21 protein-coding genes are annotated in these 25,594 nt (G+C 70.4%); 11 read left to right on the forward strand and 10 right to left on the reverse strand.

What is annotated here, in order from left to right; translation table 11 throughout:
• Positions 1 to 5 precede the first annotated feature (5 nt).
• Together GXW79_RS11070 and GXW79_RS21650 are read right to left on the reverse strand one after the other, a co-directional pair.
• Entirely contained in the window at positions 6 to 308 is a 303-nt protein-coding gene (locus GXW79_RS11070; protein ID WP_211874453.1) for an urease subunit gamma, read from the reverse strand.
• 42 nt (positions 309 to 350) lie between these two features.
• A complete protein-coding gene (locus GXW79_RS21650; RefSeq protein WP_211874454.1) occupies positions 351 to 1,118 on the reverse strand; it encodes an urease accessory protein UreD in 768 nt (255 codons plus the stop codon).
• A 280-nt stretch (positions 1,119 to 1,398) separates the two neighbouring features.
• Here GXW79_RS21650 and GXW79_RS11080 point away from each other — a divergent pair, with 280 nt between their 5' ends.
• The 4 genes from GXW79_RS11080 to GXW79_RS11095 all read left to right on the forward strand — a co-directional run bounded on the left by GXW79_RS11080 (position 1,399) and on the right by GXW79_RS11095 (position 6,021).
• Positions 1,399 to 2,562: an ABC transporter substrate-binding protein gene (locus GXW79_RS11080; RefSeq protein ID WP_246503921.1), complete on the forward strand. Its 1,164-nt coding sequence runs from the start codon at positions 1,399 to 1,401 to the stop codon at positions 2,560 to 2,562.
• The gene (locus tag GXW79_RS11085; RefSeq protein WP_211874456.1) at positions 2,563 to 4,407 is read left to right on the forward strand and encodes an ABC transporter permease; all 1,845 of its coding nucleotides are present in this window, start codon (positions 2,563 to 2,565) and stop codon (positions 4,405 to 4,407) included.
• 157 nt (positions 4,408 to 4,564) lie between these two features.
• Positions 4,565 to 5,320 carry an ABC transporter ATP-binding protein gene (locus GXW79_RS11090; protein WP_211874457.1) on the forward strand — a complete coding sequence of 252 codons (756 nt, stop codon included), beginning with the start codon at positions 4,565 to 4,567 and terminating at the stop codon, positions 5,318 to 5,320.
• The gene (locus tag GXW79_RS11095; protein WP_211874458.1) at positions 5,320 to 6,021 is read left to right on the forward strand and encodes an ABC transporter ATP-binding protein; all 702 of its coding nucleotides are present in this window, start codon (positions 5,320 to 5,322) and stop codon (positions 6,019 to 6,021) included. Before GXW79_RS11090 ends, GXW79_RS11095 begins: the two co-directional genes overlap by 1 nt.
• Before the next feature lie 22 nt (positions 6,022 to 6,043).
• On the opposite strand, the gene GXW79_RS11100 is transcribed toward GXW79_RS11095, so the two are convergent.
• From GXW79_RS11100 to GXW79_RS11120, 5 genes are all read right to left on the reverse strand, one after another.
• Positions 6,044 to 6,958, reverse strand: coding sequence for a UPF0280 family protein (locus GXW79_RS11100; protein WP_246503922.1), 915 nt, complete (start codon positions 6,956 to 6,958; stop codon positions 6,044 to 6,046).
• The gene (locus GXW79_RS11105) at positions 6,931 to 8,403 is read right to left on the reverse strand and encodes a 6-hydroxynicotinate reductase (RefSeq protein ID WP_211874459.1); all 1,473 of its coding nucleotides are present in this window, start codon (positions 8,401 to 8,403) and stop codon (positions 6,931 to 6,933) included. The genes GXW79_RS11100 and GXW79_RS11105 overlap by 28 nt, the downstream gene beginning before the upstream one ends.
• Before the next feature lie 145 nt (positions 8,404 to 8,548).
• Positions 8,549 to 11,197: a molybdopterin-dependent oxidoreductase gene (locus tag GXW79_RS11110; protein WP_211874460.1), complete on the reverse strand. Its 2,649-nt coding sequence runs from the start codon at positions 11,195 to 11,197 to the stop codon at positions 8,549 to 8,551.
• On the reverse strand, positions 11,194 to 12,057 hold the full coding sequence (locus GXW79_RS11115) for an FAD binding domain-containing protein (protein ID WP_367614883.1): 864 nt from the start codon (positions 12,055 to 12,057) through the stop codon (positions 11,194 to 11,196). The genes GXW79_RS11110 and GXW79_RS11115 overlap by 4 nt, the downstream gene beginning before the upstream one ends.
• Positions 12,058 to 12,099: 42 nt before the next feature.
• Positions 12,100 to 12,531 carry a MarR family winged helix-turn-helix transcriptional regulator gene (locus GXW79_RS11120; RefSeq protein ID WP_211874462.1) on the reverse strand — a complete coding sequence of 144 codons (432 nt, stop codon included), beginning with the start codon at positions 12,529 to 12,531 and terminating at the stop codon, positions 12,100 to 12,102.
• Positions 12,532 to 12,613: 82 nt separating this feature from the next.
• Between GXW79_RS11120 and GXW79_RS11125 the strand changes: the two genes are divergently transcribed.
• Genes GXW79_RS11125 through GXW79_RS11135 form a run of 3 tightly spaced genes read left to right on the forward strand, consistent with a single transcriptional unit; the run spans position 12,614 to position 15,156 of the window.
• Positions 12,614 to 13,810: an amidohydrolase family protein gene (locus tag GXW79_RS11125; RefSeq protein ID WP_211874463.1), complete on the forward strand. Its 1,197-nt coding sequence runs from the start codon at positions 12,614 to 12,616 to the stop codon at positions 13,808 to 13,810.
• 3 nt (positions 13,811 to 13,813) lie between these two features.
• Positions 13,814 to 14,398 (forward strand): amino acid synthesis family protein, encoded by a 585-nt coding sequence (locus tag GXW79_RS11130; RefSeq protein ID WP_211874464.1) that lies wholly within the window; start codon positions 13,814 to 13,816, stop codon positions 14,396 to 14,398.
• Between the two features lie 41 nt (positions 14,399 to 14,439).
• The gene (locus GXW79_RS11135) at positions 14,440 to 15,156 is read left to right on the forward strand and encodes a DsbA family oxidoreductase (protein ID WP_211874465.1); all 717 of its coding nucleotides are present in this window, start codon (positions 14,440 to 14,442) and stop codon (positions 15,154 to 15,156) included.
• A gap of 30 nt (positions 15,157 to 15,186) precedes the next feature.
• Here the strand turns inward: GXW79_RS11135 and GXW79_RS11140 are convergent, their stop codons facing one another.
• Entirely contained in the window at positions 15,187 to 15,426 is a 240-nt protein-coding gene (locus GXW79_RS11140) for a hypothetical protein (RefSeq protein WP_211874466.1), read from the reverse strand.
• A gap of 119 nt (positions 15,427 to 15,545) precedes the next feature.
• Between GXW79_RS11140 and GXW79_RS11145 the strand changes: the two genes are divergently transcribed.
• Positions 15,546 to 16,112 carry a hypothetical protein gene (locus GXW79_RS11145; protein WP_211874467.1) on the forward strand — a complete coding sequence of 189 codons (567 nt, stop codon included), beginning with the start codon at positions 15,546 to 15,548 and terminating at the stop codon, positions 16,110 to 16,112.
• 90 nt (positions 16,113 to 16,202) lie between these two features.
• Positions 16,203 to 18,515, forward strand: a complete 2,313-nt coding sequence (locus GXW79_RS11150; RefSeq protein ID WP_211874468.1) for a glycosyltransferase — start codon at positions 16,203 to 16,205, stop codon at positions 18,513 to 18,515.
• 12 nt (positions 18,516 to 18,527) lie between these two features.
• Here GXW79_RS11150 and GXW79_RS11155 read toward each other — a convergent pair whose 3' ends face one another.
• Complete coding sequence (locus GXW79_RS11155; RefSeq protein WP_211874469.1) at positions 18,528 to 19,796, reverse strand: nucleotide sugar dehydrogenase; 1,269 nt, start codon at positions 19,794 to 19,796, stop codon at positions 18,528 to 18,530.
• Positions 19,797 to 19,912: 116 nt separating this feature from the next.
• Positions 19,913 to 22,216 (reverse strand): tetratricopeptide repeat protein, encoded by a 2,304-nt coding sequence (locus tag GXW79_RS11160; protein ID WP_211874470.1) that lies wholly within the window; start codon positions 22,214 to 22,216, stop codon positions 19,913 to 19,915.
• A gap of 240 nt (positions 22,217 to 22,456) precedes the next feature.
• Here GXW79_RS11160 and GXW79_RS11165 point away from each other — a divergent pair, with 240 nt between their 5' ends.
• Positions 22,457 to 23,575: a patatin-like phospholipase family protein gene (locus tag GXW79_RS11165; RefSeq protein WP_408901553.1), complete on the forward strand. Its 1,119-nt coding sequence runs from the start codon at positions 22,457 to 22,459 to the stop codon at positions 23,573 to 23,575.
• Between the two features lie 45 nt (positions 23,576 to 23,620).
• The gene (locus GXW79_RS11170; RefSeq protein WP_408901552.1) at positions 23,621 to 25,291 is read left to right on the forward strand and encodes a M3 family oligoendopeptidase; all 1,671 of its coding nucleotides are present in this window, start codon (positions 23,621 to 23,623) and stop codon (positions 25,289 to 25,291) included.
• The last annotated feature ends 303 nt before the right edge of the window (positions 25,292 to 25,594 follow it).

Here is a 25,594-nt window from a genome sequence, read left to right on the forward strand (position 1 = left end):
GCGCCTCAGCGGATCGGGTTGTGGACGGTGACGAGCTTGGTGCCGTCCGGGAAGGTCGCCTCGACCTGGATCTCGTGGACCATCTCGGCGATGCCCTCCATCACCTGCTCGCGCGCCAGCACCGTGCCGCCGTCGCGCATGAGCTCGGCCACGGAGCGGCCATCGCGCGCACCCTCGACGACGTAATCCGTGATCAGCGCGATGGCTTCTGGGTGGTTCAGCTTCACGCCGCGTGCGAGGCGCTTGCGCGCCACCTCCGCCGCCATGGAGATCAGCAGCTTGTCCTTCTCGCGCGGCGTCAGATGCATGCGGGTCTCCTGGGGCGTGGCGCCATCATGGAAGGGAATGCCTCATGCCGTCCACAGCCGCGGCAGCCGCGCCGGCAGCCCGAAGACCGCCGCGCGCACCAGGCCGATGGCGGACCCAAGGCCGCGGCGCACGTCGCGGGCGGCGCCGAGCCAGCGGGCGACCACCAGCCCCCGGGTCGGCAGCGTGACCTGCGCCCCGGCCTCGCGCAGCAGCGCCTGCATCGCAGGCGCCTCGTCGCCACAGAACAGCAGCGTCGCCAGCGACTCGGCACCAGCGAAGCCGAACCGGTTGCCGAGCGCGCGCGGAGGGTCGACCGCAACGCCATCGGCCCAGACCAGCACGCCGTCGCGCCGGATCCGCCAACTGTCGCGCAGCGCGCCGCGGGTGAAGGCCTCGCCGCGGGCGGCACGGCCAAACACCAGCGTCTCCGCGGCGAGCAGACGCGCGCCGGCGGCAAGGTCCGCGGAGATGCGGCGCTGCAGCCGGGCACCGTCGAACAGGATCGTCTCCTGCGGGATCCACTCCATCACCGCACCGGCGCCGAGCTGGAGCGCGCAGTCGATGCGGCTGGGCGGCCCCAGGCTGCGGTAGATCTTCTCCGCGGCGGGGGCGCTGATGGTCGCACGCGCACCCACCTCGGCCTCGATCATGATGCGCAGGTGATCGCCCCCAGCCAGCCCGCCGCCGGTGTTGACGAGCGCGAGGGTCAGCGCCTCGTCGCGCTCTGGGGTCGGGAATAGCGCGCGCAGCGGGGAGACCTGGTGCAGGTTGCGTAGCGTGGTGCGCCCCTCGCGGAGGGCGAGCGTCACGTCCAGAATCCCGCTGCCGCGCTGATGCAATGATGACACGGCGCGAAACTGGCACAGGCGGCGGCGCCCACAAAACGCGTAACTTCGACCGTGCCGTGCGCGGGGCTCGCAAATTTTCGCTTTTTGGTGCTGGTCCTCAGACCGGAGGCCATCGATAAATACGGGCGGATGGGCGCAATGTGCGAATGCAGGGCCAGTTCCGGCGCTTTGCGATGACGGGAGACAGGACATGGTGGGTTTCGACCGGCGTACGCTCCTTGCAGGTGGCACGGCTCTCGCCATGCCGCGCATCGTGCATGCCCAGGGGGACGTGATCCGGATCGGCGAGGTCAATTCCTACACCTCGCAACCCGCCTTCCTCGCGCCCTATCGCAATGGCTGGATCCTCGCGATCGAGCAGGTGAATGCTGGCGGCGGCGTCAATGGCCGCCGGCTCGAGACGATATTCCGCGACGATGCCGGCCGCCCCGAGGACGCCGTGCGCCACGCCGGCGAGTTGATCAATTCGGAACGCGTGGCCCTTCTGGCCGGCGGGTTCCTGTCCAATGTCGGCCTCGCACTCGGCGACTTCGCCAACCAGAACAAGAAGCTGTTCGTCGCGTCCGAGCCGCTGACCGACGCGCTCGTCTGGGCGCGCGGCAATCGCTACACCTTCCGCCTGCGCCCCTCCACCTACATGCAGGCCGCGATGCTGGTCGAGGAAGCCGCGAAGCTCCCCGCCCGGCGCTGGGCGACGGTCGCGCCCAATTACGAATACGGGCAGAGCGCGGTGCGCTGGTTCAAGGAATTGCTCACCCGCGCGAAGCCTGACGTGACCTTCGTGGGTGAGCAGTTTCCCGCCCTTGGCCGCATCGATGCGGGGGCCACGGTGCAGGCGCTGGCGAGCACGACGCCGGATGCGATCTTCAACGTCACCTTCGGTGCGGACCTCACGAACTTCGTCCGCCAGGGCAACACGCGCGGGCTGTTCGAGCGGCGGCGCATCGTCTCCATGCTGACTGGCGAGCCGGAATACCTGCTCCCCCTCGGCGACGAGGCGCCGGAGAACTGGATCGTCACAGGCTATCCCTGGGAAGACCTCAACACGCCCGGCCATACCGCCTTCCGCGACGCCTATCGCGCGCGCTTCAACGAGGCACCGCGCCTTGGGTCCGTCGTGGCCTTCGACACGGTGAGCGCCATCGCCGCGATGCTGCGCAAGACGGGCGCGGATACCGAGACGGAGAAGATGGTCGACGCCATGCGCGGCCTGACCTTCCCCACCGCCTTCGGCACTGGCGACGTGACCTTCCGCCCGATCGACCATCAATCCACGCTCGGCGCCTATGTCGGGCGCACGGCGCTGCGCAACGGGCGCGGCACCATGGTGGATTGGCGCTATGCCGATGGCGCCGCCTATCTGCCGGCCGATGACGTGGTGCGCACGCTGCGTCCCCAGAGCTGAATGGAGGACCTGCTGATCCAGGCCCTCAACGGCCTGGCGAGCGCCTCGTCCCTGTTCCTGGTGGCATCCGGGCTGACGGTGATCTTCGGTGTCTCCCGCATCGTCAACTTCGCCCATGGCAGCCTCTATATGCTCGGCGCCTATGTCGGCTGGAGCCTGGTGACCCAGCTGCCGGAGGGCCTGGCCGGCACATCGGTAGGCTTTTGGGGCAGCATCCTCCTCGCGGCGCTGATCGTGGGCGCGATCGGCATGGTCATCGAGGTGTTGCTGCTCCGCCGCATCTACGAGGCGCCGGAGCTGTTCCAGCTGCTCGCGACATTCGGCGTGGTGCTGGTCGTACAGGATGTGGCGCTGCTGATCTGGGGGCCGCAGGACCTGCTCGGGCCGCGAGCGCCGCTGCTGCGCGGCAGCACCGAGATGCTGGGCGTGCGGTTTCCGCGATACGAGTTGTTCCTCATCATCGTGGGCCCAGTGGTCCTCGGCCTGCTGTGGCTGCTGTTCCACCGCACGCGCTGGGGCACGCTGGTGCGCGCGGCGACGCAGGACCGGGAGATGGTCTCGGCGCTCGGTGTCGATCAGCGGCGACTGTTCACTTCCGTATTCTTCCTCGGCGCGATGCTCGCGGGGCTGGGCGGGACGCTGCAATTGCCGCGCGAGAGCGTGAATTTGCAGATGGACCTCGCCATCATCACCGAGGCGTTCGTGGTGGTGGTGGTGGGTGGCCTCGGCTCGCTGCCAGGCGCCTTCCTGGCCGCGCTGCTGATCGGCGAATTGCACGCCTTTGGCATCCTCATCCTGCCGCGCATCACGCTGGTGCTGGTATTCCTGGTCATGGCCATCGTGCTGGTGGCGCGACCGCATGGTCTGCTCGGCCGCGCCAGCGCACCGTCGCGCGGGGCCGCCGCGGCGCCCGACCCGCCGATCGGGCCGACACCGCGGCCGCTGATCGTCGCCGGTGCAATCGCGCTTGCCCTCCTCATCGCAGCACCCCTGCTGCTGCGCGACTACGAGATCTCCGTCCTCACCGAGCTGCTCATCTTCGTGCTGTTCGCGGCCAGCCTGCACTTCATCATGGGCCCGGGCGGCATGGCGAGCTTCGGCCATGCCGCGTATTTTGGCGCCGGGGCCTATGGCGCGGCCCTTCTCGCCAAGCACCTCGGCGCGCCCATGCTGCTGGGCCTCGCTGCCGCACCTGCCCTCGCGGGTCTGCTGGGCATCGCCTTCGGGTGGTTCTGCGTGCGGCTATCGGGCGTGTATTCCGCGATGCTCACCCTCGCCTTCGCGCAGATCGCCTGGTCGGTCGCCTTCCAGTGGGTCGAGGTGACCGGCGGCGACAACGGCATCCTCGGCGTCTGGCCGGATGGCTGGGCGCGGGACAAATCCGTCTTCTTCTATCTCACGCTGGTCCTGTGCATCGGCGCGTCGCTCATGCTGCGCCGCGCGGTGCGCGCGCCCTTCGGTTACGCACTGCGCGCCGGGCGCGACAACGCGCTGCGCGCCGAGGCGATCGGCATCGACGGCTTCCGCATCCGCTGGCTCGCCTTCACCGTCGCGGCTGTCGCCGCCGGTATCGCCGGCGGGTTGTTCGCTTATTCGAAGGGCAGCGTGTTTCCCTCCACGCTCGGTATTCCGCGCAGCGTGGATGCGCTGCTGATGGTGCTGCTCGGCGGTGTCCAGACCTTGTCCGGACCCATCGTCGGGGCCTTGGCCTTCGCCGGGTTGCAAGAACAATTAATGCGCGCGACAGAGTTGTGGAGGCTCATCATGGGCAGCGTGATCATCGCGCTGGTGCTGTTCTTTCCGCAGGGGCTGGCGGGTGCTGTGCAGAAAGCATGGGGGAAATGAATTTTCCCCAAACCCCCATTCTTTCGTTTTTGATTAATTGGTGCGAGCTTCAAGGTCGCGCTACGGTAGGTGAACGAGTGCTAAGCCTCCAACCAGCACCAATAGATAAAAATAAAAGATGGGGGTTTGGGGGAATTCATTCCCCCAATCTGTCGTCATGACCACCATCCTCGACGTCGAGCGCATCGAAAAATCTTTTGGCGGCGTGCGTGCCGTCCAGGGCGTGTCCTTCTCTATCGAAGCGGGTGAAATGCTCGCCCTCATCGGTCCCAATGGTGCCGGCAAATCCACCTGTTTCAACATGCTCAACGGCCAGCTTCGTCCCGATGCGGGCCGCGTTCGGCTGCTCGGCCAGGACATCACCGGTCTCGCGCCCCGTCGCGTCTGGCGTCTTGGCGTCGGGCGGACGTTCCAGATCACCGCGACCTTCGGTTCCATGACGGTGCGCGAGAATGTGCAGGTGGCGCTGCTCTCCCATGCCCACCGGCTGCTGCGGTTCTGGCGTCCGGCGCCGGAGCATTTCGCGGACGAGGCGGATGCGCTTCTTGCTCGTGTGGGCATGGCGGAGCAGGCGGAGCGCGCGTGTGGCGTGCTCGCCTATGGCGATCTCAAGCGGGTTGAGCTCGCGATCGCGCTCGCCAATGCGCCGCGGCTGCTGCTGATGGACGAGCCCACGGCGGGCATGGCGCCGCGCGAGCGCGTGGCGTTGATGGCGTTGACCCGCGACATCGCGCGCGAGCAGGGCATCGCGGTGCTGTTCACCGAGCACGACATGGACGTGGTCTTCGCCCAGGCGGACCGCATCATCGTGCTCGACCGTGGGCGCCTGATCGCCGAGGGCTCCCCCGCCGCGGTGCGCGCGAACCCCGAGGTCCAGGCCGTCTATCTCGGCGCCGGGCTGGTGCACGGCTGATGCTCGATGTCGCCGGCCTGCATGCGCATTACGGACGCGCCCACATCCTCGACGGTGTCGGATTCACGGTTGCGGCCGGCGAGGTCGCGGTGCTGCTCGGCCGCAACGGCTCGGGCAAGAGCACCACGATGAAGGCCATCATGGGGCTGGTGCCCCCCTCGGCCGGGTCAGTGCGCTTCGAGGGGCGCGACATTGCCGGGCAGCCCCCCTTCCGGATCGCGCGCGCGGGCATCGGCTATGTGCCGGAGGAGCGGCGGATCTTCACCGACCTCACCGTGCTCGAGAATCTCGACGTCGGACGGCAGCCGGCACGCGCCGGCCTGCGGTCCTGGGATGCGGCGCGGCTGTTCGATTTGTTTCCCTCGCTGGGTGCCATGCGCGACCGGCCCGGCGGGCGGATGAGCGGCGGCGAGCAGCAGATGCTCACCATCGCGCGCACGCTGATGGGCAATCCGCGGCTGCTGCTGCTCGACGAGCCGTCGGAGGGCCTCGCGCCGGTGATCATCGAGCGGATGGTGCACGCGATCGCGGCGTTGAAGGCGGAGGGGCTGTCGATCCTGCTGTCGGAGCAAAACCTGCATTTCGCGCGGCTGGTGTCGGACCGGGCGGTGATCATCGAGAAGGGCCGCATCCGCTGGGCAGGAACGCTGCCTGACCTGATCGCGGCGGATGATGTCCGGGAGCAATACCTGAGCGTGTAAGCGGGAAAAGCAGTAGGTGACCTTAGCGAAGCCAGGGAATGCCAGGGATTTCCCCCGGAACCGTACTCGCTACACGCAGACTCCCCTGGCAGAACAACACCGCGGCGATGATCAGGCCACGCGCGCAACACGCCTCCGCGACGCGCAGCCCGGCGTCGAGCGCGGCCTCCACCACCGCAGCGGGAAGCGTTTCCACCCCGGTCGTCACCAGGGTCTCGCCGAGGTCGCTGTCGGGGTCCAGCGCGGCGGCCGGTGCACGGCGCACGCCCGAATGCGCCGCATCCACCGCATTGGCGATGATGCTGGCCGCCGCATCCGCTTCGGGCGCGCGGCCAGCCAGCACGGTGACGGCATCGGCGATGCCGCGGGAAAAGCTCCGGCCCGGCCAGCCGCTGGTGGCGATGCCGCGTACCGGCATGGCGTGGGTGATCTCCACCCAGCCTTCGGGGCGCGCCTGCGTGAGGCTGCGGACCAGGCCCACGCGCAGCGTCTCCCCGGGTGCCAGGTGCAGGGCGATGTCGCCGCCATTGTTGACGTGGGCGCGGCGGATGGCGGGGTCGGCCGCGATTGCGGTCAGCACATGCTCTGCGATGGCGCCGGCGACGGCGGCCATCGGGGTGATGAACACCGCCGAGTGCGGTCGCACCGCTTCGGCCATGCGCGAGGCCACCGGGTGGCGGAACGCCTGCGCACCGACCGGCGCGCGGAGCGCGGGCAGCTCGACGGCGAGGGCGGCGATGAGCCCGTCGAAGGCCACGGCAGCGCGGCAAAAGGCGGCCTCGCGCGCGGCCTCCGGGGCGTCGACCGCGATGATGAGGTCGCTCGGCCCGTTGCGCAGGTGCAGCCTTCCGTCGGGCAGGCGCTGCGCCAGCGCATGATCCGTGCGGACGGGATCGCCGACGCGGTGAATCATCCGCTGGAGGTTTGCGCCGGCCATGGATTATCCGCGTGCGCCGCCTCGATCCGCGCCGCACCGCCCTGCTCCGCGAGAAGCCGCGCCAGCGGCACCACCTGCCCCGCATGGCCGCCGAGTGCGGCGAAGATATCCGCACGCATGGTGAATTCGATCGGCGCCACGATGGCCGGCGTCGGCACCGAGCCGAAGGCACGCGCGGGCAGGCGCAGCACATCGACCATCAGGGTGATCCCGCCGCCTGGCCACAGCGTGCACGGCGCGCCGCCCATGGTGACGCGGACCAGGGCATCGCGCACGCCGCGCGTGAGCAGGATGGGGTTTTCGGTCACGCCCGCACGCAGCGACCCGCCGGCGCCGGCCATGAACAGGATCGAGGTGAGCGCAGGTTCGCAATTCTCCCCGATGCGCGCAACGGTCGCGGCCACCGCATCCGGCATCGGGCGCGGCACTGGGTGCAGCGCTTCGTCCAGCTCGCAGTAGAGCGAATCCTCGCCGGTGGTGGTGGTGAGCAGCAGCCGCAGCCCCGGCCAGGCGAGCGCGGGATCGATGCTCTCGATGATCGAGAGAGGGTCGGTGATGTCGGTGCCGCCCCAGCCCGTCCCGGGGCTCGCCACCTGGAAATAACGGCCGGGCGTGGAGCGGCGGCCGCGGACGCGGATGCCCGCGCGCCGCATGCCCAGGCAGGCGCCGGCCTGGTGCTCGGTCAGCACGCCGGTGATGTGGTCGTCGACCACGATCACCTCATCGACATGGCCCTGCCATTGCTGGGCGAAGATGCCCACGGTGGCGCTGCCGCAGCCCACGCGCATGCGCTGTTCCACATGCCCGTTCACAATGGGCGCCGCGCCAGCCTGGATCGTCAGCGTCGCGCCACCATCGATGGTGACCTCTACGGCCTGCTTTTCGCACAGTGCGAGCATTGCGGCGCAGGTGACATTGCCCTCGCGCTTGGACCCGCCCGTGAGATGGTGCACGCCGCCAAGGCTCAGCATCTGGCTGCCGTATTCGGCGGTCGTGACGTGGCCGATCTGCTCGCCCTGGTGGCGCACCGCGGCGGTCTCGGAACCCAGGTGACGGTCCGTGTCGATCTTCACCTTCAGGCCGCAATAGCTGAAGATGCCCTCAGTCACGACGGTGACGGTGTCCACGCCCGCATGCGTGCTGCCGACGATGAAGGGCGCGGGCTTGTAGTCGGGATAGGTGGTGCCGGCGCCGATCGCTGTGACGAAGATGCGGCCATCCCAATCCTCGGCATTCGCGGCGAAGGGGACCACGGTGCCACCGGCCTCGACGGTGCGCTCGAGTAGCACGAGAGGGTCGGTGCGGACCAGGGCGCCGTTCTCGTTGGCATAGCGGGAGCATGCGCCGGCGCGGCCTGGGCGGATGCGGCAGAGTACAGGGCAGGCATCGCAGCGGACGATGCCGTCAGCCTCTCGGGCGCCGAATTTTTCGGTAGAGTCGGTCATGGAAGAAAGCATGGGGGAAATGAATTTCCCCCAAACCCCCCTTCTTTTGTTTTTGACTTTTTGGTGCTGGTTGTCGGGTCAGCACCAACGGATAAAAATAAAAGAATGGGGTCTGGGGAAATTCTTTTCCCCAGTCTTTCTTGTTTCATCGCATCGCCTCCAGCACCCGATGCGGTAGCGCGGGAACACGGTGCAGCCTTGCTCCCGTCGCATCATGGATGGCCGACAGGATCGCCGGTGCGGTCGGCACCAGCGCGGGTTCGCCGATGCCCTTGGCGCCGAAAGGGCCGAGCGGCTCGGGTTCTTCGATGAGGATGATGTCGATGGGTGGCACGTCGCCGGCGGTGGGGATCAGGTAGTCGTGCAGGTTTTCCGTGCGGCCGGGGAGGTACTCCTCCATCAGCGCCAGGCCGATGCCCTGGGCGATGCCGCCATGGATCTGGCCCTCGACCAGCGTCGGGTTCACCGCGCGGCCGACATCATGCGCGGCGACGATCCGCCGTAGCGTGACGGTACCAAGCTGGGTGTCGACGTCGAGCGAGGCGATCTGCGCGGCGAAGCCATAGGTGGCGTAGGGGATGCCCTGGCCCTCGGCGTCGAGCGGCACGGTGGGCGGGTCGAAGCGGCCGACGCCTTCCAGCGTTTCGGGGATGGGGACCGGGGCGCCGTCGATTCGGAGTACGCCGTCTTCCAGGGACAGGCGTGCGCCCTCGCCGGCATTGGTGAGGCGCAGGATGGCGGCCCGCAGCGCGATGGCGGCGTCCTGCGCGGCTCGGCCACTGACGAAAGTCTGGCGGCTGGCGCTAGTCTTGCCGGCATCGGCGGTGAGCGTGGTGTCACCCAGCACCAGGGTGAAGGCGGCGGGCGGCAGGCCCAGCGCCTCGGCAGCAATCTGGGTGAGCACGGTCGTGCTGCCCTGCCCGATGTCGACCGCGCCGTTGAAGAAGGTGAGCGTGCCGTCGGGTGCGAGGGTGATGCGCATGGTCGAGGGGTTCGACATCCCCGTATTGCCGATGCCGTACCACATGCAGGCGATGCCGGTCCCGCGGCGGATCGGGCCGGGCGTGGCGTTGAAGGCGGCGGCCTCGGCGCGCAGCGCAGCCCAGTGCGGCCGCAGCGCGTCGAGGCAGGCGGGCAGGCCGGCGGAATGCGCGATGGTCTGGCCGGTCGCGGTCGTGTCGCCGGCGCGCAGTGCGTTGAGTGCGCGGAATTCCAGCCGGTCCATCCCGCATCGATCAGCCAGCGCGTCGTAGAGCGCTTCCTGCGCGATCGCCGCCTGGGGCACCCCGAAGCCGCGGAAGGCGCCGGAGGGCGGGTTGGTCGTGTAGATCGCGCGCGCCACTGCCGAGACATGCGGCACGCGGTAGGGACCACACGCATGCACCGGCACGCGTCCAGCGACGGTGGGTCCCCAACTGGCATAGGCGCCGGTGTCGAAATCGCCCTCGAATTCGAAGCGCACCAGGCGACCATCGGCCGCGCAGGCGGCGCGGGCCCGGATGCGGGCGGGGTGGCGCTTGGTGGAACTCGCCATGCTCTCGCCGCGCGTCCAGACCGCGCGGACGGGTTTGCCCGTGATCCACGCCGCGACCGCGATCATCGGCTGGATCGAGACGTCGAGCTTGCCGCCAAAGCCACCGCCGCAGGCCGAAGGGATGATGCGCACCTCGTCCTGCGCGATGCCCAGCACGCGGGCGACCTCCTCGCGGTCCATATAGGGCGCCTGGGTGCAGGCGAAGACAGAAATTGTGTCGCCGATGCGCTCGGCATGGCCGGCCTCGGGCTCGATATAGGCGTGCTCGACGAAGCCGGTCTCGAACAGGCCTTCGGCGACATGGGCTTCCTCCGGCGCGTCGCGCGCGCAAGCGAGGCGTCCGGTGGACAGCACATTGTCGGGGCGGAACAGGTGCAGCACGGGCGCACCGGGCAGACGGGCGGCGGCCATGTCCACCGGCGGCAGCGGCGTCCAGGCGATGGGGAGCTCGGCGAAGCGCACCGCCTCCACCGCCGCGCGCGGGCCGAGCAGCGCGCCGATACAATCGCCGCGGTAGCGCACATAGCCATCGCAGAACACCGGCTGGTCCTTGATGTCGGGGTAGATGCCGAAGCTGTTCGCGCCGGGTACGTCGCGCGCCGTCAGCAGGCGGATACCGCGCGCGGCCAGGGCGGCGGTGTCGCCCAACTCGAAGCGCGCATGCGCATGCGGCGAGCGCACCGGGCGCAGCCAGAGCGCGCCGGGAGGGGCCTCGTCGGCGCCGAAGCGATCGAGCCCCGCGATCTTCGCCACCCCGTCGAGCCGCGGCAGCCGCGCGCCGACGCCGCCCTCCTCCGATGGCGGGGCATTGTGGAAGCGATGCGCGTCGCGGATGGCGTCGACGATCTTGGTGTAGCCGGTGCAGCGGCACAGCACGCCGCCGATGGCGGCGCGCGCCGCAGCCTCGGAGGGCGTGGTGTCGCGCGCGAGCAGCGCCATCGCCGCCATCAGCATCCCCGGCGTGCAGATGCCACATTGCGCCGCGCCGTGGTGGAGGAAGGCCGCCTGCAGTGCAGCGCCGAGCGGGTCGGCGGCGAGGCTTTCGACGGTGCGGATGGCGTGGCCCTCGGCCTGGGCGGCCGGGACCAGGCAGGCGCAGACCTGGGCGCCGTCGAGCAGCACCGTGCAGGCGCCGCAATCGCCGGCGTCGCAGCCGACCTTGGTGCCGGTCAGGCACAGCGTGTCGCGCAGCACGGCGGAGAGCCTGGCGCCGGGTGCGACATCGCAACGCGTGTCCGCGCCGTTGACGGTGAGGATCACGCGACCAGCGCCTCCGGCAAGGCGAGGCGCGCGAGCAGGCGCCGCACCAGCACGAGCGCGGCTTCGCGGCGATAGGCGCCGGTCGCGCGCGCATCGTCGATCGGGGCGAGGTGGTCCAGCTGTCCGGGTGTGACCGCCACCTCGCCGGGACGGGACCCGCGCAGCGCCGCCTCCAGTGCCGGAAGCCGCTGCGCGACGGCGGAACAGGCGCCGACGGCAATCGCCGCCTCTGCTATGCGCCCCGCCTCCATCCGCACCATTGCCGCGACCATCACGATGGAGATGACCAAGTAGTGCCGCGCGCCCAGTTTCTCGAAACCGCTGCGCAGGTCACCGGCGCGGTGCGGCACCAGCACGGCGGTCAGCAGCTCGTCCGGCGCGCGCTCGGTCTGCCGATTGCCGAGCAGGAATTTCCCCAGCGGCAGGGTGCGCGTGCCGCGCAGGCTGGCGAGTTCGACCGCCGCGTCGAGTGCCAGCAGCGGCGGCACGCCATCGGCCGCCGGGCTGGCGTTGCACAGATTGCCGCCTATCGTGCCCCGATTCTGGATCTGCGCGCCGCCCACCTGGCACGATGCCGCGCGCAAGACGTCGAACTCCGCCGGCAAGGCGGCGTCGCGCAGTTGCGCCCAGGTCGCACCCGCGCCGATGCGCCACTGCGTGGCGTCCGCGGCGATCCCCCAGAATTCCGGCAGCGCGCCGAGGTCCAGGATCGCCTCGGGCAAGGCCTCCCCCCAGGCGAAGCGCGCGGCCTGCGCCGGGTAGAGGTCGGTGCCGCCGGCGAAGGGCGTGAGCGCGGGATCGGCGGCCAGCATGGCCAGCGCCTCGGGCAGGGTCTTGGGTTGGAGCCAGATCGTTGACACGCTAACGAGCCTAGGTGGCGCCGCGACCGGATTCAACATCCATCACGCGAGCCGCCGCAGCAGCGCGACCAGCCGGGACGCCTCCTCGCGCGACAGCGGCGCGAGCGTCGCCGCCGTCACCGCCCGCGCCTTCTCGACCAGCCCCGGCAGCATGGCCAGGGCAGCGGGCGTGGGCGCAATCCGCAGCAACCGCGCATCCGCAGGATCGCGCTGCCGCGTGACCAAGCCCCGCGCCATCAGCCGCGCCACGACGCCCTTCACCGTGGGCGGGTCCATCGCCAGCTGCCGCCCGAGCAGGTTCTGCGACAGCGGCCCCTCGCGCCACAACGTCACCAGCGCGGCGAACTGCATCGCGGTCGGCTCGCCCTCGCCGAAGATGCCCTGGAACAGCGCCAGGTGGCGCTGGTTGGCGCGGCGCAGCAGATGGCCGACCTGATCGGCGAGGAGGTAGTCCGGCGGCGGTTCTCCCGGCATTGGCTGTTCTCCCCGGCATTTCGTTTCTAGGCTCACGATGCGGGGCCGCGCTAGGCTCGTCCCGTGCAGTGAGGAGCGCGGCATGGCGATCGAGGCGGCAGCGGGGCCCATGCGGGGCAGCGTCATCATCCGCAACATCGGGCTGCTGCTCTCGGGCCACCTCGGCGTGCCGGTCCTCGATGCCGACGCCATCCTGGTCAGCGACGGGCGCATCGCGGCGATCGGGCGGCTCAACGCGCTGCCCGAAGCGCCCGGCGCCGCCATCATCGACGCGCATGGCGGCGCGGTGGCACCGGGGCTGATCGACAGCCATGTCCACCCGGTCTTCGGGGATTGGACGCCGCGGCAGAACCAGATCGGCTGGGTGGATAGCTGCCTCCATGGCGGCGTGACCACCATGATTTCCGCGGGCGAGGTCCACCTGCCCGGCCGGCCGAAGGACATCATCGGACTCAAGGCGTTGGCCATCGCCGCCCAGCGCAGCTTTGCCAACGCGCGCCCCTCCGGCGTGAAGGTGCTGGCCGGAGCGCCGGTGCTGGAGCACGGCATGGTCGAGAGCGATTTCGCCGAACTCGCTGCCGGCGGCGTGACCCTGCTGGGCGAAGTCGGGCTGGGTTCGGTCAAGGCCGGCTACGAGGCGCGGGAGATGGTGGCGTGGGCGCGCAAGCACGGCATCCAGAGCACCATCCATACCGGCGGTCCCTCGATCCCCGGCTCCGGGCTGATCGACAAGGACACGGTGCTGGAGGCCGACGCCGACATCATCGGCCACATCAATGGCGGCCATACCTCGCTCCCCGAGGCGCATGTGTGCGAGCTGTGCGAACGCTCCTCTCGCGCCATCGAACTGGTCCATAATGGCAATGAGCGCGTAGCCGTCGCCGCCGCCCAGGCAGCGCGCGACCTGGGGCAGCTGCACCGGGTGATCCTCGGCACCGACAGCCCGGCCGGGTCGGGCGTGCAGCCGCTGGGCATCCTGCGCATGGTCTCGCTGCTCGCCTCGATGGGGCAGATCGACCCCGCACTCGCCTTCTGCATGGCGACCGGCAACACCGCACGCCTGCGCGGGCTCGATTCCGGGCTGATCGAAGTCGGGCGCGTGGCAGACCTGGTCTTTCTCGATCGTGCTCAGCACAGCGCCGGGGGCGACATGCTGCACTCCATCGCGCTGGGCGACATCCCGGGCATCGGCATGGTGATGATCGACGGCCTGGTCCGTGCCGGGCGCAGCCGCAACACGCCGCCCGCCGAACGCATCCCCGAGCTGATCGGACACTGAGCCATGGCCCCCGTCATCCGTCGCATCACCCTCCTGCTGGACGAAACCCATCGCGAGATGCGGCGCGACGTCGCTCCGCCGATCCGCCGCGTCGTCGCCTGCGCGGTGATCGAGAACCCCTTCGCTTGGCGGTACATGGATGATCTCGCGGAATTGATCGGGCAAGGCGAGGCACTGGGCGGCCTTCTCGCCGCACGCTGCCTCGAGGCGCTCGGCGTGCCAGGCGAGGCCGCGCAATCATACGGTAAGGCCGCGATCGTGGGGGAGGCCGGGGAGCTCGAGCACGCCGCCGCCCTGCTGCACCCCAAAATGGGCGCGCCGATCCGCGCCCTGCTCGGCGGCGGCGCCGCGCTGATCCCCTCGGCCAAGAAATCCGGCGGGCCGGGGACGGCCATCGACGTGCCCCTCGGCCACAAGGACGCGGCCTTCGTGCGCAGCCATTTCGACGCGATCGAGGCCCGCGTATCCGATGCGCCGCGCGCCAGCGAGATCGCCGTCTTCGTCGCGATTGCCGCCGGCGGGCGTCCGCTGCCCCGGATCGGCGGCCTCACGATCGGGGAGGTTGAGGGAAAGGACGGGTTGCGCTGATATACCTCCCCAACAACAGAACGGGGCGGGAAACGCACAATATGCGCGACACAGCGACGGTCTGGAACACCGGCGGCGGGACGGTCGATCCGCCGCCCATGGCCGGCCACATCGACATCGTCTCCGACGCGATCTGCCCCTGGTGCTGGATCGGCAAGCGGCACTTCGCGGCGGCCCTGGCCATCCTCGATGAGGAGGGGCTGCGCTTCACCTGGTCCTGGCGGCCCTACCAGCTGAACCCGGACATGCCCGCGGCGGGCGTCGCGCGGGAAGCCTATCGGGCGCGGAAATTCGGCAATGCCGAGCGCGCGCGCCAGCTCGACGCGCAGGTGGCCGATGTCGGTCGCTCCGCCGGGCTGGATTTCCGCTTCGACCGGATGACGCGCACGCCGAACACGATAGAGGCGCATCGACTGCTGCGCCTGGCCGAGCCGTCGGGACGGCAGGACGCGCTCGCCGAGGCGCTGTTCCGCGCCTATTTCCACGAGGGTCAGGATATCGGCGACCGCGTGGTGCTCGGTGCCATCGGCCGCGACGTGGGCGTTGACGACGCTGCGATCGCCGCCTTCGAGGGCAGCGAGGCGGCGCGGGAGGAGGTGGTCGCCGAGGATGCGGCGCTGCGGCAGGCCGGGCTCAACGGTGTGCCGAGCTTCGTCCTCGACCGACACCTGCTGTTCTCGGGTGCCTTGCCGCCGGAGCAGATGGCGGCCTCGATCGGACGTGCGGTGCGGATCCTGCGCGATCGCGCCGCGAGGTGATGCGTGTGCCGGCAAATCCGGAGCGGGCGGTCAGACGCCGGTGAAGGCCAGGATCGCCTCGACCACCAGCATCGCCAGCGCGAGCCCGAGGGTGAGGTCGCGCATCGCGCTTCGCAACGGCCGGACCTGCGTTGCCGACCAGGTCGCCCCGGCCACAACAGCACCCTGCCGTCCGAGCCTGCGCGGCGGCAGCGGCGCCGGCGACCAGGCCTCGGCGAGGTCGCGCGCCTGGCGAAGTTGAAGGGGCAGCAAGGGCTGGATCGCGCTCATGCGGATTATAAGAACAAATTAGGAACATACACGCAAGCGCCAATTTTCGTTACGCGGAAACGACGCTTGTCATCCCTCGCGCAACCTAACACAGTGAGCGCCGGATCGGGAGACGCCGGATGACTGAACAGACTAAGGACCCTCGCCTGTCGCGTCGCCTGATGGTGTTGCGAATCGGCGCCGTGGGCGGTGCCGCAAGCCTTCCGGGGCTCGCCGTCGCGCAAGGCGTGAAGGGCGGCAGTGCGCCGCCGCCGCCGCCCCGCCAGGTGCCGAACGGCCCCTCCGACAATGATCCGAATGATCCCCCCGGCGGTGGCCGCGGCGGCGGGCAGCGCCCTCCCACGGGCGTATCCGACAATGACCCGAATGATCCGCCGGGTGGCGGCCGCGGCGGGGGTGGGCAACGTCCGCAAGGTCCCTCCGACAATGACCCCAACGACCCCCCGGGCGGCGGTCGCGGTGGTGGACGTCCGCGCACCCAGGGTCCCTCGGACAATGATCCGAACGATCCGCCGGGCGGTGGCCGCGGCGGCGCGCGCGGGCCGACCGATTCCGACCCGAACGACCCGCCGGGCGGCGGCACCGGGCGCAACCCGGTGCGTCCGCAGGGTCCCTCCGACAATGACCCGAACGACCCGCCGGGCGGTGGCCGCGGCGCCGCGCCGCGCGGCCCCGTCAAGACCTGAGGCCCGGGATGGACGACCGCATCGGCACTGCCCTCGCTTGAGGGCGATGCCGGCGCGGGCTGAGATACCACCGCGCTTCGCCATGCCGGGATGACCACCCCGCCCGGCGACCCTGAACGGCGCGCCCAGGCCTGGGCGCTGATGCGGGAGGGGCGGCACCGCGCCGCCCTCGCGCTGGCGCAATCCGCCCCGCTTCCGACATCCACGCTTGCCGCGCTTGCCGGCCTGATGGTGATCCACGGAGGCCTGGAGGAAGCGATCGCGCTGCTGCGGCCGGTGATCGCCGACGCGCCCGGCCCGGGGCTCGTCGCACCCTTCATCGAGGCTGGCCTCACCGTCTTCCGCCGCAGCATCAATGACGGCGCCGACCTCGCGCTTCTCGCGGCCCTGGCCGAGGCTGCCATCGCCTGCCCCGCCGCGCTGCAGCCGGGCCACCGCCGTGAATTGATCCGGCTGCTGGAGAGCCATGCGCTCGGCCATCGCATTCCCCGCCTCGCCGCTTCCTGCCCACCAGCGGAGCGCGCCGCGCTGTTCGACGCGCCGCCTGAGGCCGGGGCGCTGACGGCGCGCGGCCTAGCCCTGGCCGCCGGTGGCCGCTTCGGCCGGGCGCGCGCCGCCTTCGAGGCCGCGCTCGCGGTCGCACCCCAGGATGTCGCCGCAGGGTTGAACGCCGGCTTCGCTGCGCTGGCCGATGGCGATGTCGGCGCCGCGCGCGAAGCCTTCGCGGCGATCGCTCCGGCCGACGAGGCGATGATGGCGCAGGTCGCCTGGCCACGCGCCGGCACCACGCCCTGGCCCTGGGCGCCGATGCCGCCGGCGATGCGCGCGGGCTTCGAGGCGCTGCTGCCCGCCGGTGCGGAATGGCCACGGATCGGCCTGGTGACACCCTCGCTCAACCAGGGCGACACGCTGGAGGCGACCATCCGCTCCGTCGCGCGGCAGGACTATCCCAACCTGCACTATGTCGTGCTCGATGCCGGGTCCTCTGACGCCAGCCGCGCGGTCATCGCCCGCCACGCGGCGAGCATCGACATCGCCGTGCTGGAGCCCGATCGCGGGCAGGTCGACGCGCTGAACAAGGGCTTCGCCCGGACCGAGGGCACCCTGCTCGGCTGGCTGAACGCGGACGACATGCTGGCCCCCGGCGCGCTGTTCGCGCTGGCCTTGGCATCGCTTGGCGATCCGGGCGCCGACATCATCCACGGCGCCTGCCTCGTCGCACGCGATGGCGGCCTGGTCGGGCTGCAGGTGCCGCTCGCGGACGGGCGCGGCTTCGACGCCGCGGGCCTCGCCGACATCCATGGCCGCTGGCTGCGCGGGGCATACTTCCTGCAGCCGGAGACGCTGTTCACGCGGCGGCTGCTGGACCGCGTCGGCGGGCTCGATCCGGGGCTGCACTTCACGCCCGATTATGCGCTGTGGCTGCGCGCCGCGACGCTCGGCGCGCGCGTCGCCGGCACCGCCTGGCCGAGCGCGATCTACCGCCTGCACCCGGCGCAGAAGACCGCGGCGCGGCGCGCCATGCTCGCCGAGCAGGTGGCGGTACGCGACCGCCTGGCCCCGCTCTCGCTGCCCGACCCGGCACCGGCGCTGCTCGCCGCCCTGGCCTCGGCGCCTCTGCGCCTGCTGCTGATGCCCCACCCTGCCGAGCCGCACGCCATCGCCGACGAGGCGGCGGCCGAGGCGGTCGCAGCGCTGGCCGCCGACGGCATCGCGCTGCGCGTCGATGCAGAGGCGCAGTCGGCACGCGATGCCGACCTCGTGCTGCGCATGACCCGCGCGCATGACGGCCCGGCCTGGGTCCAGGCGATCCGCGACGCCGGCTTCATCGGGCCGGTCATCGCCTGGCTCGTCGAGGATTGGCGCGACCCGATCGCCCATGCCGAGATCGCCGCGGCGGCCGACCTGCTGCTGCCCTCCACGGCCGCTGCGGCGCCGTTCCTGACGAACCCGCATGCCGCCGTGCTGCCGGCGCTGGCGCTTCCCATCATGGGTGTCGGGCCGCGCGAGGCGGCGCGGCGGCTCGCGACGGCCGGCCGGCGCATGGGGCATATCGCGCCCGACGCCTGGCTCGACGATGCGTCGCGCTTTGGCGCACGCCTCGCGGCGCGGGCGGCGCTGATCGGCGCCGAGGATCCGCCGGGCTCGGTGTACGAGGCGCTGCTCGCGGGCCAGGTGCCGGTAGTGGCGGAGAGCTTGGAGACCGGCCTTCCCGCGACGGTCGAAGCGAGCCTGCCGGTGGTGCGCCACGCGGGCGATGCGACGCGGGCGCTGGCGCTCGCCGAGGCGGGCTTCGAGGCGGCCGGTGCGGCCCGTCGGCACGGTTATGCCGCGCAGCACCACACCCTCGCGCCCCGGCTGCGCAACCTGGTCGCGCGGCTGCGCGCGATGGCGGGGGGCTGAGACGCCGACGCGTCAGCAGTGCAGAAGTCGACCGGCGACCGCGTCGGCGCTCAGCAGGCCGAAGGGATCCACCACCAGCGGCGCCGCGGCGGCAAGCCGATCCAGTGCGTAGGCGCTGTGCGGCGTGCCGATCACCAGCGCATCCAGGGAACCGCCGGGGTGCGCGTCCGGCGCCAGGGCGCGCGGAATGCCGGCGAGAATGGTGGGCGATGCCGTCACCACCGGGTCATGCCAGGCCGCGCAGCCGCCGCGTCGCTGCAACCGCTGCAGCAGCGTGACCGCCGTGGCACCCCGCAGATCGGCCACATCCGCCTTGTAGGTGACGCCCGCGACCAGGACTCGGCGGCCGCGCAGGCTGCCGCCGAGCGCCTCCTCCAGCCGCGCCAGAACCCGCCGCGGCCGCGCGCGATTCGCGCGCAGCGCCGCCGCGATCAGGCTCGAGCTCGCGCCGACCTCGCGCGCCTCGCGCTGCAGGTAGGCCGGATCCACCGGGATGCAGTGGCCGCCGGCGCCGAGGCCCGGCCAAAACGGCGCGAAGCCGAACGGCTTGGTCGCCGCCGCCTCCACCACCGCGCGGGTGGGCACGCCAAGCGCCGCGAAGGCCGCCTGCATTTCGTCCATCAGCGCGATGTTGACCAGGCGATAGGTGTTCTCCAGCAGCTTCGCGCATTCCGCGATCTCGGCCGAGGCGACCGGCACCGTCGGCACCCCGAGCCAGGCCCAGAAGCGCATCGCGCGGGTAAGCGACTCCGCCTCCAGCGCGCCGACGAGGCGCGGCGTATCGGTGAGCCCGAAGCCGGATTGCCCGGGGTTCTCCCGCTCGGGCGAGACCGCGAGAAAGACATCCTCCCCGATCCGCAACGGCCCGCCCTCGAGCAGCGGCGCGCAGAGCGTGCGCGTCGCACCCGGTTGGCAGGTGGAGACCAGCAGCACCAGCGCCCCCGGCCGCAGCCCGCCCACGACGGTCGCGAAGGCGGCGCGCACCGCCCCGAGGTCCGGCCGGTCGCGGCCATCGAGCGGCGTCGGCACCGCGATGATCCAGACGTCAGGCGGGTCATCTGGGGCGGCTTGCGGCTGCACCCGCATCTCGCCATCCGCCGCCCGCGCGCGCGCCTCGGGCGAAGGATCGATCCCGGTGACGCGGAGCCCGGCGCGCGAGGCGGCGCGGGCGATCGGCAGCCCGACATAACCAAGGCCGAGCACGGCGACATGCGCGACGCGGGCTTGGCTGATGCCATCGCGGTCGGCAGGCGTTTCAGACGGGGAATTGCTCAGGAACACGGAACATTCGGAGCATGGAAAGACCCACTGATCAACACAAATGGTTGATCGACGATCAATTGTTGCACGTCTTGCGTGTGGACCCCCTCTCAACTCCCGCTCTGAGGGTGCCTGATCTATTCGGAGACGACCCGTTCAACCTCCGCATAGAAGCTCCGCGTGAAGCGCTCCGCCTGGCCCAGGGGCTTGATCCGGATCATCCCGCGCAGCCCCGCGCGCATCGCCTTGCGCAGCGGCCGATCCCAGGCGAGGGCGACCGCCTTGGCCACGTAGTCCTCGACCGTGAAGGCACACAGCTCCGGCAGGCCGGCATTGGTGAGGTTGGAGTAGCTCAGCCGCTCCTGGAAGGCGGGGCCGACCTTGGTCACCACCGGCACGCCCATCCACAGCGTCTCGCAGGTCGTGGTGCCGCCGACATGGGGGAAGGTATCGAGCGCGATGTCGATCTCGTTGTAGTGCTTGAGGTGGTCGCCGCGGATCGGGATGTATTCGATGCGGGCCGCGTCCACGCCACGGGCGGCAAAGCCGGCGCCGATATTGTCGCGGAAGGCTGGCGTGCCGCCTTCGGGGCGGACGAAGAGGAAGCGGGCGCCGGGGACCGCGCGCATCACCGCCGCCCAGCCATCGAGACAGGCGGCAGAGTATTTCATCGGGTTGTTCATCGTCCCGAAGGTGAGGCGCTTGTTGCGCAGCTCGGGGATTTCCTCGGTGATCGGCACGCCGATGAAGCCCACCCGGCCAAGGGCTACCCAGCTCTCGGGCATGCGGAACTGGCGTTCCACCAGCAGGCGCGGGTCCTCGGGTGCCAGGTGGGGGTCGGTCAGGATGTAGTCGATCCGCTCGATCCCCGCCGAATGCGGATAGCCCAGCCAGGAGGCGCCGAGACGCGCCGGCTTGTAGGCCATCACCTCGAGCTTGTTCATCGCCGTGCTGCCGCCGAGCTCGAACAGGATGTCCAGCTTCTCGTCCTGGATGCGGCGTGCGACCTCCGGATCGGGCGTGTGCGGCCACCAGCGGAAGCCGGTCACCTTGCTCTCGATATGCGCCTGAACCTGGTCGCGTTCCTTTTCATAGAACGAATAGCAGAACACCTCGAATCGATCGCGGTCGAAAAGCTCCAGCAGATGCAGCGCAAAGTAGCTGACGGGGTGATGTCGCAGGTCGGAGGAGAGGAAGCCCACCCGGATCTTGCGGCTGCCCTTCACCCACGGTGCCGCAAGCGGACCGGGCAGGGGCGCGATGCGACCCTGCAGGCGCCGCCCCCATTCGCGGTGCCATTCGACCAGCCGGATGCGATCCTCGAGCGTGGTGACGTTGCCGAGCTCATTGTGCAGCCCGGCGATGCGGTTGGATGGGATCCAGCTGGGCGCGATCGCCTCGACAGGGCCGACCTTCTCGAGACGGGCGAGATCGCCGGTGCGCCGGAACACGCTGCGCAGGGTGAGCGCGTGGTTGAGCAGGCCGGGGATGTCGCGGTCGGTGAGGTCGCGCGCAATCTCCCACGCACCCTGGATATTGTCCGCCTCGCCCGGACCGCGCGTGCGGTTGAGGCTCTCGCACAAGGCGATGGCGACGTCGATCGATTGCGGATGGTACTCCAGCGCCTCGCGCAGCACCGCGTTGGCGGCCTCGCGGTCGGCGTCGCCCAGGGCGTTCGCAAGCATGGTGTAGGGGCGCAGATCGTCCTTGTGCTCGGCGATCCGGGCGCGCAGCAGGGCGATCGCCGCATCACGCTCGCCGGTGCGCTGCAGCCGGCGCGCCTCGAGCATGGTCGCGACGGCGCCGGGGCCGTTGGCGCGCTCGAAATCGGCGACCAGCGCCTTGGCATCCTCGTGGCGCTGCTGCGAGATCAGGTGCAGCAGCGATTCGTTGAACAGTTCGACATCGCCGGGCCGCAGCGCGCGGGCGCGGGCGTAGTGCATCGCCGACTCGTCGTGGCGGCCGCTGTCGCGCAGGCTCTGGGCGAGCAGCCGGTGCGAACCGGCATCCTCGGGCTGGCGCTGCACCACCTCGGCATAGGCGGCAGCGGCGGCCGACGCCTCGCCCAGCGCACTCAGCGTGTTGCCCAGATTGTGCCACGCCGCGGCGGGGCCCGGGTTGAGGTCGCGCGCCTGCTCGATGAACGCGATCGCGTCGCGCAGCCGGCCGTCGCGCTTGATCACCACGCCCATGAGCAGCAGCAGAGGGTATTGCGGCGGCGCGGCGGCGAGCGCCTCGCGCAGCAGCGCCTCCGCCGCGTCGTGACGCCCGGTATTGCTGAGCGCGAGGGCGTGGTCATGCGCGCGCTCGGCAAGCGGCGCGCCGCGCTCGGCGGCCTCGGCGAAGGCGGTGACCGCCTCGGCCGCCCGCCCGGCCACCAGATGCTGCCGCGCGATGCGCAGTTCGCGCAGGCCGGGTGTCACGGCGCCGGCTGCGCTCACGCCCGGCGTCCAGCGGCGACGGAATTTTCAACCGTGGCGCAGCGCATCACCCATTCCCCCACAACCGAACCAAACCCCTCCCCCTTGCCCGCACCCACGCTTCTCCGCAATACGTGACCGTCCGGCTCGTGGCGGCCGCGGCACAGCACCCGTCCCAGGAGCCCCGGCATGGCCCGTTCCGCGCCCCCCAGGCCACAAGCCAGGCCACAAGCCGGGCCGGCGCCGCGCCGCCCTCGCGAGGTGGCCTTGCTGCTGCAAGGGGGCGGTGCGCTCGGCGCCTACCAGGCCGGGGTCTACGAGGCGCTGGCCGACAGCCCCTGGCAGCCGGACTGGATCGCGGGCATCTCGATCGGCGCCATCAACGCGGCGCTGATCGCCGGCAACGCGCCGGGCGCGCGGGTCGCCGCGTTGCGCGATTTCTGGGAGAGCGTCACCGGCCATCCGGGGCACATGCGGCATAAGATGGGCCTCAGCCGCTTCTTCCCCGAACCGCGCGAGGCCGGTGCGGTGAGCGCGCTGCTGTTCGGCCAGCCGGGCTTCTTCGAGCCGCGCCCCACCTTCGCCTGGCTCGCCTCGCCGCTGCCCGAAAGCATCTACGACACGTCCGCGCTGAAGGCGACGCTGGAGCGGCTGATCGACTTCGACCTGATCAATGACGGGCCGATACGGCTCAGCCTCGGCGCGGTCGAGATCAAGACCGGCAATTTCGAGTATTTCGAGAACCGCCCGCGCCACGGCAAGCCGGCCACCCGCATCCGCGCCGAGCACGTCATGGCATCGGGCGCGCTGCCGCCGGGCTTTCCCTCGGTCGAGATCGACGGCAGGCACTACTGGGATGGCGGCCTCGTCTCGAACACGCCGTTGCAATACGTGCTCGACACCGACCCGCGCATCGACCGACTCGCCTTCGAGGTCGATGTCTTCGCCGCGCGGGGCCCGGTGCCGACCACGCTGCCCGAAGCGCTCGAGCGCGAGAAGGACATTCGCTATTCCTCCCGCACGCGCGCGGGCGTGGATGGCTTCAAGCGCCTGCATGACCTGCGCGTCGCGATCGGCGAGCTCTGGGCCATGCTGCCCGAGGCGGCGCGCGAGAGCCCCGAGGGCCGGCGCTTCCATGAGCTTGGCTGCATCTCCAGCATCGACGTGGTCGAGCTGGTCTATCGCCCGAAGCAGCAGCAGGGGCAGAGCAAGGACTACGCCTTCGGACGCGACACGATGCGCGAACGCTGGGCGGAGGGCTTCGCCAATGCCGGGGAGGTCCTGCGCCTGGCTCCCTGGGAGGCGCCCTTCCCGCCGGGGCTGGGGCTGCGCCGGTCCGACCCGCTGAACCCGAACAAGATCCCCGACGAGGACGCGTGACGGGCCCGGCTTGACGCCGCGCGCGCGCCAGCCTCTCGTTCGGCTATGACCATGCAATTCGCAGACCTCGCCTTCCCCACGCCGACGCGGGAGGGCCTCGCCGAGCGCCACGCCACCATCATGGCGCTGGTCGGCAGCGACCGCGCCGCGGCACTGGTCGCCTTCGACAAGGCACGGCGCGACTACGACAGCTGGTCCGCGCTGGTGCACCTGCGCTTCAGCCAGGACACGACCAATGCCGCGGCCAAGGCGGCGCGCGAATACGCCGACGCGCTCGCCCCCTACGGCACCGAGCTGGAGACCGCGGTCAAGCGCCGCCTGCTCGACGACCCCGACCGCGCCGGGCTGGAGGCGCTGGCCGGCGCGCATACCGTGCGGCTCTGGGCGAACGACATCACCACCTTCGATCCCGCCATCGCCGGGGACCTCGAGGAGGAGAGCAAACTCTCCGCCCGCTACACCGAGCTGCTCGCCACCGCCCGCTTCGAGATCGAGGGCGAGAGCGTCAACCTCGCGGGCCTGGCGCCCTATGCCGAGGACCCGATCCGCGCGACGCGGCACGAGGCGGAGCGGCTGCGCTGGGCTTTCTTCGCCGAACACCGCGACGAGTTCGACGCCATCTACGACGCCATGGTGAAGCTGCGCCACGGCATGGCGCAAAAACTCGGCGACGAGACCTTCACCGCCCTCGCCTATCGCCGCATGCGCCGGCTGGACTACGGCCCCGCCGACGTCGCGCGCTACCGCGAGGAAGTGCTCACCCACGTCGTCCCACTCGTCGAGACGATCCTCGATCGCCGTCGCGCATCCAATGGCTGGGACAGCCTGTGCTACTGGGACGAGGCCTTCATGGACCCGGCCGGCAACCCCAAGCCGATCGGCGACCACGACACGCTGGTCGCCGCCGCCGAGACCATGTTCGACCGCATGGACCCGCGCCTGGCCGATTTCTATCGCACGCTGCGCGATGGCGGCTTCATGGACCTGAAGAACCGCCCCACGAAGGCGGGCGGCGGCTTCTGCACCAGCTTCCCCTCCGTCGGCACGCCGTTCATCTTCGCCAACTTCAACGGCACGCATCACGATATCGGCGTCTTCACCCACGAGATGGGGCACGCCTTCCAGGCCTGGGAAAGCCGTGACCAGCCCGGCATCGACCAGCTCTGGCCGACCATGGAATCAGCCGAGATCCACTCCATGGGCCTCGAATTCCTCACCCACCCCCAGATGGGACTTCTGGTCGGCGACCGCGCCGCCGACCGCTTCCGCACCATGCACTTGGTGGGGTCGCTCAGCTTCCTGCCCTATGGCGTCTGCGTCGATCACTTCCAGCATGAGGTCTATGCGCATCCCGAGGCGACGCCCGCCGAACGCCACGCGATGTGGCAGAAGCTCGAACGCCTCTACATGCCCTGGACCTATTACGGAGACCTGAAGCACCCTGCGATGGGCGGGCGCTGGCAGGCCAAACAGCACATCTACAACGGCCCGTTCTACTACATCGACTACACGCTGGCGCTGTGCTGCGCGATGCAGTTCTGGGTGCGGTCACGACAGGATTTTGGAGCGGCGCTCGATGCCTATGTGGCTCTGTGCGCGCGGGGTGGGTCGATGCCGTTCTCGGGGCTGGTGGAGAGCGCAGGGCTGATCTCGCCGTTCAAGCCCGGGGCGCTGGCGGACGTGGTGCGGGAAGCGCAGAGCTTCCTGGACGCGTGAAGTAAGGCTGGGGGAAAGAATTCCCCCAGACCCCTTTCTTTTATTTTTATCTATTGGTTCTGACTGTGATGTCGGTCCGCCGTTTACCGCGCCAGGTGCGGCCTGCGAGCGAGCGCCCAAAAAACCTCTATTGGCCCCGGCTGCGTTGCCAGAACCGCGCCTCATCGCTGGGTGCACCCTCCAAACCCATACCAATAGACAAAAACAAAAGAATGGGGGTCTGGGGGAAATTCATTTCCCCCAGTCTTTCGGATCGTCAAGGCGTGGGCTTAGTATGCTCGGCAAAAGGGAGTTCGCCCGTCC

It is taken from the genome of Plastoroseomonas arctica (assembly GCF_018128965.1).
In the GTDB taxonomy this organism is placed as follows: domain Bacteria; phylum Pseudomonadota; class Alphaproteobacteria; order Acetobacterales; family Acetobacteraceae; genus Plastoroseomonas; species Plastoroseomonas arctica.

Bases quoted from the DNA above. Each gene is read 5' to 3' on its own strand.
- GXW79_RS11150 (WP_211874468.1), top strand. From the start codon at position 16,203: ATGACCACCCCGCCCGGCGACCCTGAACGGCGCGCCCAGGCCTGGGCG.
- GXW79_RS11090 (WP_211874457.1), top strand. From the start codon at position 4,565: ATGACCACCATCCTCGACGTCGAGCGCATCGAAAAATCTTTTGGCGGC.
- GXW79_RS11100 (WP_246503922.1), bottom strand. From the start codon at position 6,958: ATGGCCGGCGCAAACCTCCAGCGGATGATTCACCGCGTCGGCGATCCC.
- GXW79_RS11085 (WP_211874456.1), top strand. From the start codon at position 2,563: ATGGAGGACCTGCTGATCCAGGCCCTCAACGGCCTGGCGAGCGCCTCG.
- GXW79_RS11135 (WP_211874465.1), top strand. From the start codon at position 14,440: ATGCGCGACACAGCGACGGTCTGGAACACCGGCGGCGGGACGGTCGAT.
- GXW79_RS11095 (WP_211874458.1), top strand. From the start codon at position 5,320: ATGCTCGATGTCGCCGGCCTGCATGCGCATTACGGACGCGCCCACATC.
- GXW79_RS11105 (WP_211874459.1), bottom strand. From the start codon at position 8,403: ATGACCGACTCTACCGAAAAATTCGGCGCCCGAGAGGCTGACGGCATC.
- GXW79_RS11140 (WP_211874466.1), bottom strand. From the start codon at position 15,426: ATGAGCGCGATCCAGCCCTTGCTGCCCCTTCAACTTCGCCAGGCGCGC.
- GXW79_RS11080 (WP_246503921.1), top strand. From the start codon at position 1,399: ATGCCGCGCATCGTGCATGCCCAGGGGGACGTGATCCGGATCGGCGAG.
- GXW79_RS11125 (WP_211874463.1), top strand. From the start codon at position 12,614: ATGGCGATCGAGGCGGCAGCGGGGCCCATGCGGGGCAGCGTCATCATC.
- GXW79_RS11120 (WP_211874462.1), bottom strand. From the start codon at position 12,531: ATGCCGGGAGAACCGCCGCCGGACTACCTCCTCGCCGATCAGGTCGGC.
- GXW79_RS11145 (WP_211874467.1), top strand. From the start codon at position 15,546: ATGACTGAACAGACTAAGGACCCTCGCCTGTCGCGTCGCCTGATGGTG.
- GXW79_RS11170 (WP_408901552.1), top strand. From the start codon at position 23,621: ATGACCATGCAATTCGCAGACCTCGCCTTCCCCACGCCGACGCGGGAG.
- GXW79_RS11070 (WP_211874453.1), bottom strand. From the start codon at position 308: ATGCATCTGACGCCGCGCGAGAAGGACAAGCTGCTGATCTCCATGGCG.
- GXW79_RS11130 (WP_211874464.1), top strand. From the start codon at position 13,814: ATGGCCCCCGTCATCCGTCGCATCACCCTCCTGCTGGACGAAACCCAT.